Genomic DNA, 14,738 nt, shown 5'->3' with positions numbered 1-14,738 from the left:
CTTCTTAATGATTTCTATTGATTTACGTTTCATTTATTATCTGGGTGCAAAGGTACGGCTTTTCGGTGATAAAAGACTATTCACATCTTATCACAATATGTTCAAAATTTCCGAAAATAACAGGATATGGTTCAGTATCAGCCTCATCGGCCTACAGGCTTTCAGCTATGCGCTTCTCCAGAACCTTCTTCAGGTTATCAGCAGAGCCCATTCCCAACTTCTTTCTGATGTTGGCCCGCTGGGTAGTGATGTTCGATTCCGACTTGTTGAGCAGCATGCAAATCTCACTCAGCTTTCTGTTCTGCAGGATAAGGTAACAGATTTCCTGTTCAGAGGCACTCAACTCGGGAAAGACGCGTTCTATGTTCTGTTTGCTCAATTCGCGGGTCTGGAGATATTGCATCACATTGTCTATGACATTCTTCTGCGAAGCCTCACCCAGAAGATCCAGCAAATGCGCGGTAAGTTTAACATCATGCCTTTCCTTCACCAGAGCCACGTATGCCTTAATCTGCTTTTTGTTTATCTTCAGCACCTGGAGCAGTTCTTCCTCATCACGCTGCAACGTTCTGTTCGCATTGACAAGATACTCACCGTTTCTGGCAACAGCCAGACTCAGCACGCTGATAAAAAGCAATATGAGCATCATCATGAAGAAATAATCCATGAGCGATTCATCCCCCGTTACAATCACACTCAATATATAAACCCCCAAAGCTATTCCCACCAGCCAGCGTGTGAGACGCGCCTGATAAGCCGCCAGCGAGAAAAACATGTTGCCTGAAAGGATAAGCATATTGATGAGAATCACCATTCTGTTATCTTTCAGCGTAGGCATAAAGGCACTGTAGAGGATATCAGCTCCGATAAAGCACTGGGTGGCGATAGCGATACAAACGATTGCCCTCACCATTGGGATTTTCCCGAAGAGATAAGCCATGAAGGAGGATAACACGACAATCAGAAAAACGATGTTAGACACGGTAAAAAACGGATCAAAGGCTCCAGAAAAGCCTAGGATATTTGACAGGATGCCCAAAGAGAGCATCACGGAGAAACACACAAGGATAGCTTGACGTTGGCGGTCCAAGTAATTAGATTCTCTCTTCAGGAAAGAGAACCCTAACTGATGTATCTTAGATTTCTTTGCGTTCTTTTCTTTCATATTCATAATGGATAGATAAATTATTTCGTATTAACAGATGAGGCAGGTTTGCCCTGACTGACGAATCATTTTGCACAGACAGACGAATCGCTTTTTCTTCTTGCAAAAATAATAAAAAAGATTGCTTTTGATGTATTTTGAGGGATATTTTTTTATAATTTCAGAAAAATCAGCATTTTTCAGTGTACTTTTCTCCCTACCGAGAATGGTTTTCCATTACTTTTGCATTTGAAAATTCAAATCATTTATCAATCATTTAATACTAATTACGTATGAAAAAGAATATCACTTTCAACAGTAAGCACATACAATGGTTTCTGTTTTTATGCTTAAGTTTCAGCATCACATTCTGTATGTTTCTGCTATCTTCATGCAGCGATGATGACCATGAAGAAGTAAACAATCAGGCACACTATCAGGACGTACCAGCCAGTCTGCTGACCGATGCCAAGAAACTGGAGATGGTCCGGTCCATCCAGGACTTGAAAGACGGAAGATTCTTCTATCTTGACTATACGGAGGATTACAAACTCTCTACCATATCAGGCTATAATCTTACCGACAACACCCAACTGATTGGTGCCGTATTGAAAACCCTCTGCGACAAAACACCATCCTGGCTCAAGGCAAGAGTCAAGCTGGATGCCGGCTGCAGTGCCTTTGCTGTTACGACACCAGATACTGGTGATTATCTGATGGGGCGCAACTTTGACTACTCTCACGATAATGAACCGATTGCAGCAGCCCTGGTTCGCACGGCTCCAGAAGGTGGACTGAAATCCATCAGCATGGTGGATGCCTACTGGATAGGTTACCGGCAGGATCTCTGGCATTACATCCTATATAACAAGGAACAGTTTGAGAAACATAAGACGCAAGACCTTTCCTATATCATGGCATTCCCATATCTTCTGATGGACGGCATGAACGAGGCAGGCTTTGCCGTTTCCGTTCTTCATCTTGACGGCAAACCAACCCAGCAGGCTAGCACAGGAAAGAAGTTGACAACAACAGTTGCCTTACGTATGATGCTGGATCATGCCAAGACGGTAGATGAAGCTCTCAAGATTCTGGACGGATATGATCTCTGGATACCGGACGGCGACGGCAACTATCATTTCTACATGGCAGATGCCACGGGCCGTTATGCCATCGTAGAATTCGTATATGACAAGGATCACCAAAGCAAGATTTACATCGACGATGAATATACGGGTGAAGACGGAAAGACTCATTTCAAATATCCTGACGTATTGCCAAACACCCGCGAGGTGATAGAAAAGCGCTATGCCAGCAACTTCTATGTATCTGAAACCATGGCATGTTCTGACAAAGGACCGAAACTCTCGAATCACGGCAAGACCCGCTACGACATGATGGAATTCGTCATCAAGCAGAACAGTAACCGGTTGTCAGAGGAAGGAGCCATGAATCTGCTCAATGGTGTGAGTCAGGCAGAAACTCCGGGCAATCCTACGAGCCATACCCAGTGGTCGGTGGTATACAATCTCTCCCAGCGCAAGGCAACCGTCTGCGTGAACAGAGATTACAAGAACAAGTTTACGTTCTATGCAAAATAATACATTAACTGAAAAATGGACAAGATTATGAAAAAAGTAACATTATTTTTAAACAAGGCTACTTACTTGGTGATGCTTCTCATAGCTTCGCTGACTATGTTTACAGGCTGTTCGGATGATGACAAAACGTCTTCAGCGGAAAACTTTCCACCATCAGATGAAGAAACCCATTTCAACAGCGCTATAACTGGTGTTCAATATAAGGGCAATACTGTAATGCTGGGATTGGGCGAAAAGGCTGAAATGACGAAAGCCTGTGAACTCCTCTTCCCTAACAGACAAGCTACGGTTTCGGAATCAACCGACCTGCTGATTATCCCTGCCGGGGATAAATACCAGAAGGAAGCTGAGCAAGTTATGGAGCAGGGTGGAATTGTAGCAACCTACCAGCCTTCTGATGATATTCTGCTATCGGCTACGGACGGTCAGGGGTATAGCTACAAGGTATATGAACCTAGCCTGGACGAGGTATTCGTTGACAATAGCCAGGAAGCGGCTGAAACCCAATCATATACCAATCTGTTTGATGACGTGGAATGGAATCAGCCAGAACTGCAGGAAGAAAACCTGAATAATGACGGCTCCGGTGATGAGATGGCCGACCTGGATGCTGTAGATCCAGAACTTGGTGACAACGACATCTATACCTATCTGAACGGATGGGTAGCAGATATGAACAAATACGAAGAAAAGAAAGTAGAAAATTCAAATGGTGATGATGACCTCAGCAAGGATTTTACCCAGTACCATTATGGTAAGACTTTTACTTATAATGACAAAAAGGAAGTTCGCCATCTGGCATTGTCGAAACGGGATTATATCGAAGGCAGCGGAGCCATCAATGTTTCGTTTGACATCTATCAGGTTCATTGCTATGAGGGACAGGCAGGTTCGGGCGATTACTATATAGTGAACATGTCGTCAAGCGTAAGCAATAATGACATGTACAAGGGTAGATGGTCGAACAGACACGGAGGTACGTATGTACGTATTTGCGGTTTCTACGGCAAAGCATTCGCCATGGAATGTATCCCGTTGAAATGTGAGACAAAGGATGGCAAAAAGGTATATACGGAATTGGGTACAGACGATATATTTTTTACAGCGAGCGGAACACCTAGTCCACAAACAACGATTAACCAGGTTACCTATACCTCTTCTCATACTCATGGTGTAGAAGCTGGGCTATCCGTAGCAGCAGGAGCCAAGGGAGACATCCCATATGCTGAAGCAAAATACACCATGAAGGCTGGATGGTCATGGACTCACTCCAAGACCTATACCATTAACGACATGGACATCAAGAATACGCAGAGGAAGAACATTGCAGCCTATGAGCTGGTATTCAAGAACCTGCCATATTTCAGATGGAAAAGTAAGAATGGATTTGAGGAAGGAAATTCCAACATATATAAAGCTACTGCCGAAGTGAATGCTGCATGGGCATGGTATATGCCTAAAATGGCAGACAATTCGGATGAATCGCCTATAGTGACGATAGCGCTGTATCGGTACCAAGCGTAGCGGTGTAATCGGTACCATGCTATCACTGCAATCGGTACCGCTTGTATCGCTGCAAGCGGTACCAAGATTTCAGTTCTGCTTTTCAATTTGCAAAGGTAATTTATTTTTTCAATTTCTGGCGCATAGAATCGCCTTTTAACTCTATTTTACTTGCATTTGCCACCAAACGGTCCATAATGGCATCTGCCAAGGTAGGATCACCTATATAATCATACCATTTGGCAATAGGAAGCTGTGAGGCGATAATGACGGACTTTCTCTCGTATCTCTCTTCTAGGATTTGGAGCATTGCGAGTCTGGTCTTGTCATCCATTGGCTGCAACCCGAAGTCATCCCATATGAGCAAGTCATACTTTTCTAGATTGGTTATCATCTTTAGGTACGACCCATCCAGCTTGCTGAGTGCAACTTTCTCCACAAAGCTGTTCATGTTGAGATAGAGAGTTCTATAGCCTAGCATGCAAGCCTGTCTTCCAAGGGCACAGGCAAGAAAGGATTTTCCGCAGCCACACTTTCCTTGTATGAGCAAGTTCTCATGCCTGCGTATAAAGGCACAGTCAGCAATGGCGGCAAAGTCATCCTTGGTGAAGTTGCGGTCTGTTCCACAGATGACATCCTCTAAGAGTGCCGTATATCTAAGCTTGCTGATTTTTAGATACATGGCGGTCTTTCGATCTCGTCTGTCCTGCACCTCTGCATCCACCATCTTGGAGATGGCGACTTCCAGGGATGGGCGGTTCTGTACAGGAAGGCTGGTCATGGCCTCGAAGGAGGATGACATACCTCTGAGTTTCAACTCGTTGAGTTGTATGATGGTTTCTTGTAAGTTCATGTTACTATGCATATTTAAATGTTCATAAATGCCTCCGCGCCTCTCACATAGTCGTTCTGTGGCACGTTTGAGACTGTTTCTTCCCCGTCAACTTGGTCAAGGTTCTTTTCCAACACGTTGCGGATGGTCGTGTAGGTGATGGATGAACAACCTGCTAGACGCTTACAGGCCTTCTCCAGACGCTCCTTGCCATACTTGCGCTTGAGAGACAGGACTCCTTGGCAAGACTTGTACGACTGCTCGACATGCTTCGTGCGATTGAGGATGGATTGGACTGCGGAAGTGGTGTTGCTGCCAACCAATGCCGCCTCCTCCAGAAAATAGGCGGCGTTATATCCCTGTCCGTGCTTGTAGGCAAGATGTTTGTCTGGCATATGCTCGTCATGCGTGCTGTATCCAGATCCTTGGCGACGCTGATGGATGGCTATGCGAGAACTCCCGGAGTAAACCTCCACGGTATCTAAGTCCCACAGTACGCTCACCTTTTGCCCGACATACTGGTATGGCACGCTATAGTTGTGCTTATCAACCATGACGTGATAGGTACCGGACAGTTTCACCTCCTTGCGATATCTGAAGCGGTATGGAGTCATGGGCAGCTTACCCAACGTTGGTTGCTCTTCCGCCTCGAAGATGTCACGTCTGCTTCTCCCTGTCGTTCTGGACGGCTTTTCATTGAAGCCGTCCATCAACTCATAGATACGGGTATTCATACTCAGAAGATTGTAAAACACCTCGTCATGTAGCAGAGCGTAGACGGCATTGTATGTCTTTTGGACGAGTCCCTCGACTGGACCTTTGTCCCTGGGAGTGCGAACCCTGCAGGTTTGGAGGGATGTATCGTAGTAGGCAGCCCATTCCACGGCAGCATCATTGAACGCTGGCTCGTAGCGGTCGTATTTCTTCACCCACTGCTTCATGTTGTCACTCTTGGCTATGCGAGTTGTTCCGCCGAAGTAAGAGAAGGCATCGGATATACCGCCGAAGAAGTTCTCCATGGAAGCGTTGTACATAGCCTTGGCAAATCCCAAGCCGCTGTATGGCAGGATACAGACCAAAACGACAACCTTGGTTAGTTTACCTGTCTTCGGGTCGGTAAGCCACAGGGCATCGCCGGCGAAGTCAATCTGCATCTCTTCCCCAGGAATATAGGTGTTATGGAAGCTGAGGTTGTGTGAGTACTGATACTCACGGATTGACTTCTTGAACTGGGTGTATCCATATCCGTCGGGATGCTCCTTCTTGTATGACTCGTGCAGGGCTTGAATGGTGAGGTAGCGGTTATGCGACAAGTCTGACACATATTCAGGCAACAGCCCATCCAGCACCTGACGTTGGGAAGATGGGGCTGCTGTGGGTTTGGACAACTGGAGGAAAGATTCTATTTCCCCGTCACTCATGCGGCCTATCACGCCATAGGACAAACCTTGGGAATCCGCCAAGGTCTTGTAACGGTTCAGTACGCCACGTCCCATGTGTAGTTGCTCGCAAATGGTGCGTTGCGGTATTTTTGCCGCTAGCATTTGAAATGAACGTTTTAATTTGCTCATGTTTACCTCAGTTCGGGATAATGAACTCTATCTAAAGGCTTTATAATGTTTTTATATAAGGGATACAGAGGCTTGGCAACCATCTATATATCTTGGATGGTTGCTGAGACAAAATCCTCCTGTAAAATATGCAATGTTAGAAAAGACTAAGCTGTTTCGTATCTTCGATAACGTATCCAGTAAGTGCCTTGGGCTTGTTGTCAAAGAAACAGTATGCCCCTAATGCAGAAATAATATTTATGATGAAATTCGCAACAGACCTGTGACGTGAATGTACTATCTGAGCCGTATTTTTCAACAGGTCATTAATCGTTTCAATGATGTATCTTTTGCGTAGCATCATCTTGTCATAGAACGGCATTAGTTTGTTCTTCATGTTCACTCTCAGTCCTGTTACCAACTGGATGCCTTCCTCAAAAAGCGAATCGAAGAGTTTTTGCGAGATATAGCCTTTATCTGCAAACAGCTTGCCATACAGACGTTTAGCCAACACATCGAATACCGTTGGATCTTTGTCGCTAACGTTTGCACCAGTGAGAACAAAAGCAATTATCTCACCTCTATCATTACAAGCCAGATGTAGCTTGAACCCATGACACCATCCCATTGTTCCCTTTCCGTTTGTGGCAATGCCTTTGAACACTTTGTTGGCATAACGCCTGAGATTGTGGCATATTGGTATCATGGTTGAATCAACAAAGGTTATACCTGTACATCTGCCAAAAGCACGGAGATTCAGGAAGAACATGAGAGGGAAGAATACGCGACTTTCAAGTTCTACAAAACGGTTATAAGACACCGCATTTGGAAAATATGACTTCAAAGTTCCTCTAATAAAGAATAGGTAATAATGCTTGAAGTTTCGGAACGAGCCGAAATGGAAATACAGCAAAATCGTCATGATTTCACTATCAGATAAAGAGGCTTTACGTCGTCTGCGCTTTACTCCATCTTCACCCAAAAGCAATTTTCCTGCATTTTCAGCATCAAAAACTTTGTAAAATTCATCAATAATACAAAATAATTCTGTAACTTTGTCCTTGGTAATCTCCATAATGATATCTTTTTATGTTTGTAACTAATTGGATTTCAACTACAAAGATACAAAAAATATCGGAGATTACCAACTTTTTTAGGCACTATTTCTTATCCCGAACTGAGGTATGTTTACATTACTTTGTGCCATATCTATACAGATTTAAAAATTCTTCTGCAAAGATAGGCGGTTATTATTATACATGAGCAGAACTTTACATCTTTTTGGTACCGATTGGGGCGCTATGATGGTACCGATTCAAGTGATACGATGGTACCGAATGCAGTGCTATGATGGTACCGATTCATGCGCTATAGTGGTACCGATTCGCCGATACTGTCACCTATAGCCATCAGGTTTATCGCTAGGCCAACCTATGGTGCCATGAGTTTTATCTCAACAGGAGCAGATCTTCATACATTAACCTTTACAGACATAGGAAATGTTAATCACATCTTCGACCTGCAACCTTTCACACGAGATCGCTATGCACCGCTTCAGTTCACAAACAATCTGAACGACAAAGTTGCCATCTCAAAGGTTGAGATTTACAAGAAGGGAGAACAGAAAGCTATCTGGAGCTATAAATCTACCCTGCAGAATGGTTCCAGCATTACAACTCCACCATTGAGAATAGCAGATAATTACGAGGTTGAGTTTACCACAGTAAATGACAAAACCTATAAATACAAGAAGTACAATCAGGTATTGTCTCTCCAGTGGGATATCTCCAACATCGATTGTAACAAGATTTATGCAAAAGAAGATTTTGCCGAGAAATAATATAAAAACAGGTCTAGCTACACCGCGCTAAGCGGGGTCGCTAGACCTATCTTCTTATAGTTCTTTCTTCAGTTCATTATACAAGTCCACAGGACCTAAGTGCCAATATTTGGTACTTTCTGTAGACAGCTTTTTATATAGTTGTGAATGATATATACGATTGATGGCATCTGTAAGACTTATACCCTTGTCTTCCGAGAGCCAAGGAGCAAGCCATCCAATCTTCAATGGCAACAACATATAAAGATTGTCTTGTGTTATTTTTGCACTCATAACTGTATGATTTCTGATTCAACAAATTTAATGGCAAGCAGTGACCATTCTATTTCCATCCTCGTTCCGCTTTTATACGACTCATTAATTCTGAATGGGAAATGGTTTTACCATTTTCATGATCCTTTAATGCCATCTCCACACTAGCTGCCAAGGCTTCACGAGGAATCTCGTTCACAAAAGCTTCTATCTCATCAGACTCAGGAACGACATAAGGATTTACCTTATCCATTGTTGTATAAAGCAATGTGATAAGCTCATTCTTGTCATCGTCACTCCAGTTTTTCACTTCATTCCAAACAGGAGTCGATGTTATATTGCTATAATCTGATAGTTTCATAATCATCTCTATTTTAAAACCTTTCTGCAAAAATACGGTAATTATCTGATAATTCAAAGAATATTCGATATTTTAACACAAAAATGTATCACAAAGTATTTGCTTAACAGAAGAGGACAAACAAAGAATGGCGAAACCAGCAGACTGTCAGCCTACTCATTTCGCCACTTACATATTTATTTATCTCGCAAAAAGATGAATTAGTCTTCATCAGCAAACTCATCAAGAGTGTAGGCGCTGCTGCCATCGAAACAATGGGTACATACCTGGCACTTTGGAAGACCGATAGCCTCAAAAGGCGAAGATGTAAAGATTTCACCCGGATGAAAAACTAGGCTGCTTTTCCAACGTTCGGGGCAGATTAAAATTTATGCACCCCATCACAAAGCATGGCAAGTTCTTTTTGGAAAAAATCTATATCAGGAGAAACATCATCGGCAGTCTGCAATCTTCCATCAATTGATAAAAAGATTCCAGCATGTAACGGTAATCGCTTGCTTGGTTTTGGCAATAGCTCCACTCTTCTGTTGTTAAATTCATAATCCAGGTTTCGAACATCCAAAACATTTAAAAATGTAAATCCATATCGAGAGTCTCCTTTCGTTCTAGGACGAAAAACAGCTGATACAGAATCTAATTGATCTGCATTATATCTTAATACAGAAATATAGTCTTCAGCACCACTCTTCAACTTTTCAAGTTTAAAAGCCTTCGGCGAAACACGCCCTTTATAGATATGAGAAGGCGAGAACAGGATTCTTGCAACCTTTTCATCGTCTGCTATTTCAGAAATCAGTTTATCCATGAGCTTTTTCTAATAATGACAATACTTCCTTTTCATCCAACTTATCAAAACTGAATTTTGACAAATGACCATCCCGTTTGATAAATGCTACAACCTGATGATTGGTTATAGTAACACCTGCTATATTATTGTCTTCCGTGTAATCTAAATATATACAACCTCGTGCATCAGGAAAAGCTACCCAATTTTGCAGACTAGTATCAGCAGCTAGCAGAATAATTCGCTTCACAAAATCCACGATATTTCTTGAGAGGGCAAGACTACCTTCACCATCCCAACCATCTGGAAGCTTTGACAATTCATCTAAACGATTCAAAAGTTCTTTCTTTACTGAAGATTGTAAAGTTTGCTTTTGACTTGACAAGAAAACCAAACAACTATACAAAGCATTCTGATCTGTTGTAGCATACACCGCATCCATCACATTATGGCGCAAAGTAACAATATCCGTATCAGGAGTAATACGGACTGCCATGGAATCAGAAACTATACTTGTTTTTTCTTCGGGTAATTTATATGGCTTTACTTCACTCATACTTTTTTCTTTTTACTAAACATGTGCTGCAAAGATACGTTGCTTTTTCGTAACTACCAAATTTTTCGAGAAGAAAACAATATAAACCACATTATTTTCCGATTCTGTCTGTATTCGTATCATATCACAAGTGATTGAAAGCTATATATTCTAGCCCTCACGATTCCTACCCCCCAGAAGCGTTACATGACAGTTGTGACAGTTTTATTTCGCAGGGGGTATTACGATACCATATAAAAGGAAAATAAAATAGGTCTGGCTACACCGCGTTTCACGGGTCCGCTAGACCTATCTTCTTATCTATCAAGAACTTATATTCTTATTTTAGTCTTCATCAGCAAACTCATTCAGAGTATATGCGCTGCTGCCATCGAAACAATGGGTACATACCTGACACTTTGGAAGACCGATGGCCTCTACCAGCTGCTCGATGGTATTGAACTTCAGGGAAGTCAAGCCCAACTGGCTGGCAATCTCATCTACCATCTTCTGATACTCAGGAGAACCGGTGGTAGCGTATTTCTCAAGATTCTTGTTGGCATCGCCCTCAAACTTCTCGATGATGCGACGGGTAATCAGCTCCATATCACTCTTTGAAGAAGTGAAGTTGATGAACGGACAGCCGTATACCAATGGAGGACACGCTATGCGCATGTGGCACTCCTTCAAGCCAGCCTGGTCGAAAAGCACCTTCACATTGTCACGAAGCTGGGTACCACGCACGATACTGTCATCGCAGAACAATACCCGCTTGCCCTTCAACATCGCCTTGTTAGGAATCAGCTTCATCTTAGCTACCAGTGAACGCATGCTCTGGTTGCTAGGAGTAAAACTGCGAGGCCATGTAGGCGTATACTTGGCAATGCAGCGCTGGTAAGGTACACCCTTTCCGGCAGCATAACCCATCGCCATACCCGTACCCGAATCAGGAATACCGCTGCAGCAGTCTACCTCCACATCATCGGTCTTGGCGAGATTAAAGCCGTTGGTAAAACGCGCCTCCTCTACATTCTTGCCCTCGTAGGTAGATGTAGGGAATCCGTAGTAAACCCAGAGGAAAGAGCAAACCTGCATCTTCTTGTTGGCAGGACGGATTTGCTCCATGCCATCAGCTTTAATCTTCACGATTTCGCCTGGTCCTACCTCATATGCTGTTTCATAATCAAGGTTAGGGAACGAGGTGGTTTCGCTGGAAGCTGCATAAGCACCTTCCTTCTTGCCGATGATGATTGGAGTACGTCCCCAACTGTCACGCGCACAGATGATGCCATCCTCGGTAAGGATCATCATGGTGCAGGAACCTTTGATGTGATGGAAAACGTTTTCGATACCTTCTCTGAAGGTTTTACCCTGAATAATGAGCAGAGCCACCAACTCAGTAGGATTGGTACTACCCGAAGACATCTCTGCAAAGTGCATGTTCTTCTCGAGCAGAAGCTGAGTAAGTTCATCCTTGTTTACTATCTTAGCTACAGTGCAAATGGCAAAGCGGCCAAGATGAGAGTTCATGATGAGTGGCTGGGCATCTGTATCGCTAATCACGCCGATGCCCGATGTAGCTCCTTCAAACTTGTTGAGTGTAGGTTCAAACTTCGTTCTGAAGTATGAACTTTCCAGATTGTGAATAGAGCGCACGAAGCCCTTCTCACTACTGTAGGTTGCCAAACCGCCCCGGCGTGTGCCGAGATGTGAGTTGTAATCTGTGCCGTAAAAGAGATCAGCGACACAGCTTTTCTTGGAAATAGTTCCGAAAATGCCTCCCATAAGAGTATAATTATATGTTATAATTTTGTAATATGGGTGCAAAGATAAATAAAAATCAGAAAATATGCAAGTCTTTTTGCTTTTTTTCTATAAAAACATGATAATGAGGGTAACTTGCTACCCTATTTCGAGAAGAATAAACGGCTACTGAAACGAAAAGCGCTCCGGCAATAATTACCGGAGCGCCATGATATGATTTCCTATGAAATTAATCCAACTTCAGGCTCTTCTTGATAGCCTCGATCTTATCCATCGCAGCAGCTGTGCAGCGGTTGTAGCAGCCAGCGCACTTGAATGAAGGATCCTTAACCTCAATATAGAACTTAATCTTAGGCTCTGTACCTGATGGACGGACACTTACCTTAGTGTTGTCATCGCAGAACCACTGGAGTACATTGCTTGTAGCAGGCATATCGAGCTTCTCTACGCTGCCGTCAGCATGTTTAGCCTCCAAAGACTGGTAGTCCTTCCAGGTTACCACCTTGCTGCCACCCAACTCCTGTGGAGGGTTGGCACGGAAGTCTGCCATCATCTGCTTGATCTCGTCAGCACCAGTCTTACCTGGGCGAACTACGTTTACAGTAAACTCCTTGCTGAAGCCATACTCTGCATAAATCTGCATCAGGAGGTCGTAGAGTGTCTTGCCCTGATCCTTAGCCCATGCTGCAATCTCGCAAATCAGACAGATAGATGCAGGAGCATCCTTATCGCGTACCTTATCGTATGGCAAGAAACCGAAGCTCTCCTCACCACCACCGATGTACTGCTGCTTGCCCTCAGAGATAGCAATCTCGCGTGCAATCCACTTGAAACCGGTGTAGCAGTCGCGCAACTCTACGTTGTTCTTCTTGGCAATCTCAGCGATAACCTCTGTTGTTACGATGGTCTTTACAAGGAAGTCTGTTGGCTTCAACTTGCCCAACTTCTTCTTGTTCTCAATGATGTAGTAGCAGAACATCATGGCTGTCTGGTTACCGTTGATGATCATCCACTCGCCCTTGTCGTCGCGGCAAACGATAGCCAGACGGTCAGCATCTGGGTCGGTAGCTACCACGAGGTCAGCGTTCAACTTGGTACCGAGCTTCATACCGAGAGTCATAGCCTCTGCATTCTCTGGGTTTGGAGAAACGACTGTTGGGAAGTTGCCATCTACAACCATCTGCTCAGGAACTACATTGATGTTCTGGAAGCCCCAAGAACGCAGACAGAGAGGAACGATGACACGACCTGTACCATGCATAGCTGAATAAACGATGTTGAGGTCTTTCTGACGGTTGATAACATCCTGGTCAATCATAGCAGAATGAACGGCTGTCATGTAGTCGTAATCCATCTCACCACCGATAATCTTGATCTTATCCCAGTTAGCCTCAAACTTCACCTGGTCGATAGTAACCTTGTTTACCTCCTCGATAATACCTGTATCGTGTGGAGCCAGAACCTGAGCACCGTCGCTCCAGTAAGCCTTGTAACCGTTGTACTCCTTAGGGTTGTGAGAAGCTGTTACGTTGACACCGGCCTTTGCACCGAGCTCACGGATAGCGAAAGAAATCTCTGGTGTAGGACGGAGGCTCTCGAAGAGATAAGCCTTGATGCCATTGGCAGAGAAGATGGCAGCTACGGTCTCAGCGAAGAGACGGGAATTGTTACGGCAGTCGTGACCTACCACTACAGAAAGGTTCTCCTCACCTGGGAAAGCCTTGAGAATGTAGTTAGCAAAGCCCTGTGTAGCCATACCAACGATATACTTGTTCATGCGGTTGGTACCTGCGCCCATGATACCGCGCAAACCACCAGTACCGAACTCCAAGTTCTGATAGAATGCATCAACGAGAGCAGACTTATCCTCTGCGTCGAGCATTGCCTTTACTTCCTTACGAGTTTCTTCGTCAAAAGCAGGTGTGAGCCACTGCTGTGCTCTTTCTTCACACTGCTTGATCAATTCTGCGTTATTAGCCATAGTTTGATTATATTATGTTATTAATTAATTCTTATCGAGAAGGATGTGCACGAAAACAATGCATAATTTCTCTATTTGCGTACAAAGTTATATAAAAATTTTGATAAACCAAGCAAGAATGAAGTTTTTTTTGTATTTTTGCACATTGAAATGGAATTGAAAATAGAATAAGGCTAATATTTAGCAATATTGTATTGGTAAGATAGCAGAAGTTGAATGAACGAAATATAAAAACAATAGAATATGGAAGTATATTACACGGGCGTCATCATCGCCGTATCCACCTTTTTAATAATAGGTATCTTTCACCCTATCGTTATGAAGACGGAATATTATACGGGCACTCGCTATTGGTGGGTTTTCCTCGTTGCAGGCATCATCTGCATCGGAGCTGCCTTCCTGGTTGCCAACGTGCTCTTCTCTGCCATATTGGGCGTAGTAGGTGCTTCATGCCTTTGGAGCATCGGTGAACTCTTCGAACAGAGACAACGCTGCGAGAAAGGCTGGTTCCCGAAGAATCCGAAAAGAATAGGAACAGGATATTACAGGGACGAGAAGAAGTGAAGAACGAAGAGTGAAGAACGAGGAACT

General features: G+C 43.7%; 14 protein-coding genes. 4 read left to right on the top strand and 10 right to left on the bottom strand.

Translation table 11 applies throughout. From position 1 onward, the window contains the following. Positions 1-151: 151 nt before the first annotated feature. Entirely contained in the window at positions 152-1,165 is a 1,014-nt protein-coding gene (locus tag ONT08_RS15815; protein WP_147337020.1) for a helix-turn-helix transcriptional regulator, read from the bottom strand. A 272-nt stretch (positions 1,166-1,437) separates the two neighbouring features. On the opposite strand from ONT08_RS15815, the gene ONT08_RS15810 reads away from it, so the two are divergent. Both ONT08_RS15810 and ONT08_RS15805 read left to right on the top strand, forming a co-directional pair. Continuing rightward, positions 1,438-2,745 carry a carcinine hydrolase/isopenicillin-N N-acyltransferase family protein gene (locus tag ONT08_RS15810; RefSeq protein ID WP_264960426.1) on the top strand — a complete coding sequence of 436 codons (1,308 nt, stop codon included), beginning with the start codon at positions 1,438-1,440 and terminating at the stop codon, positions 2,743-2,745. A gap of 27 nt (positions 2,746-2,772) precedes the next feature. Beyond that, positions 2,773-4,269, top strand: coding sequence for a hypothetical protein (locus ONT08_RS15805; RefSeq protein ID WP_264960425.1), 1,497 nt, complete (start codon positions 2,773-2,775; stop codon positions 4,267-4,269). Positions 4,270-4,369: 100 nt separating this feature from the next. Here ONT08_RS15805 and istB read toward each other — a convergent pair whose 3' ends face one another. The 3 genes from istB to ONT08_RS15790 form a co-directional block, all read right to left on the bottom strand. Further along, the gene (gene istB, locus ONT08_RS15800) at positions 4,370-5,101 is read right to left on the bottom strand and encodes an IS21-like element helper ATPase IstB (protein WP_264959427.1); all 732 of its coding nucleotides are present in this window, start codon (positions 5,099-5,101) and stop codon (positions 4,370-4,372) included. Positions 5,102-5,115: 14 nt separating this feature from the next. Next, complete coding sequence (gene istA, locus ONT08_RS15795) at positions 5,116-6,651, bottom strand: IS21 family transposase (RefSeq protein WP_264960424.1); 1,536 nt, start codon at positions 6,649-6,651, stop codon at positions 5,116-5,118. 136 nt (positions 6,652-6,787) lie between these two features. Next, positions 6,788-7,705: an IS982 family transposase gene (locus ONT08_RS15790; RefSeq protein WP_118142112.1), complete on the bottom strand. Its 918-nt coding sequence runs from the start codon at positions 7,703-7,705 to the stop codon at positions 6,788-6,790. Between the two features lie 288 nt (positions 7,706-7,993). Between ONT08_RS15790 and ONT08_RS15785 the strand changes: the two genes are divergently transcribed. Next, positions 7,994-8,470, top strand: a complete 477-nt coding sequence (locus ONT08_RS15785; protein ID WP_264960423.1) for a hypothetical protein — start codon at positions 7,994-7,996, stop codon at positions 8,468-8,470. Positions 8,471-8,524: 54 nt separating this feature from the next. On the opposite strand, the gene ONT08_RS15780 is transcribed toward ONT08_RS15785, so the two are convergent. The 6 genes from ONT08_RS15780 to ONT08_RS15755 form a co-directional block, all read right to left on the bottom strand. Continuing rightward, positions 8,525-8,743, bottom strand: a complete 219-nt coding sequence (locus ONT08_RS15780; RefSeq protein WP_117587204.1) for a hypothetical protein — start codon at positions 8,741-8,743, stop codon at positions 8,525-8,527. Positions 8,744-8,792: 49 nt separating this feature from the next. Then, entirely contained in the window at positions 8,793-9,083 is a 291-nt protein-coding gene (locus ONT08_RS15775; protein ID WP_264960422.1) for a hypothetical protein, read from the bottom strand. Between the two features lie 361 nt (positions 9,084-9,444). After that, the gene (locus tag ONT08_RS15770) at positions 9,445-9,888 is read right to left on the bottom strand and encodes a hypothetical protein (RefSeq protein ID WP_118141808.1); all 444 of its coding nucleotides are present in this window, start codon (positions 9,886-9,888) and stop codon (positions 9,445-9,447) included. Continuing rightward, complete coding sequence (locus ONT08_RS15765) at positions 9,881-10,423, bottom strand: hypothetical protein (RefSeq protein WP_153137666.1); 543 nt, start codon at positions 10,421-10,423, stop codon at positions 9,881-9,883. The genes ONT08_RS15770 and ONT08_RS15765 overlap by 8 nt, the downstream gene beginning before the upstream one ends. Before the next feature lie 324 nt (positions 10,424-10,747). Continuing rightward, the gene (locus ONT08_RS15760) at positions 10,748-12,187 is read right to left on the bottom strand and encodes an amidophosphoribosyltransferase (RefSeq protein WP_153082001.1); all 1,440 of its coding nucleotides are present in this window, start codon (positions 12,185-12,187) and stop codon (positions 10,748-10,750) included. 208 nt (positions 12,188-12,395) lie between these two features. Then, entirely contained in the window at positions 12,396-14,147 is a 1,752-nt protein-coding gene (locus tag ONT08_RS15755) for a phospho-sugar mutase (protein WP_153084021.1), read from the bottom strand. Positions 14,148-14,390: 243 nt separating this feature from the next. Here ONT08_RS15755 and ONT08_RS15750 point away from each other — a divergent pair, with 243 nt between their 5' ends. Beyond that, on the top strand, positions 14,391-14,711 hold the full coding sequence (locus ONT08_RS15750) for a DUF4491 family protein (protein WP_022120939.1): 321 nt from the start codon (positions 14,391-14,393) through the stop codon (positions 14,709-14,711). Positions 14,712-14,738: the final 27 nt, after the last annotated feature.

This window comes from Segatella copri (genome assembly GCF_026015465.1).
In the GTDB taxonomy this organism is placed as follows: domain Bacteria; phylum Bacteroidota; class Bacteroidia; order Bacteroidales; family Bacteroidaceae; genus Prevotella; species Prevotella copri_E.
The sequence above is the reverse complement of the archived record's forward strand: the minus strand, read 5'-3'. Positions and strand labels throughout refer to the sequence as shown.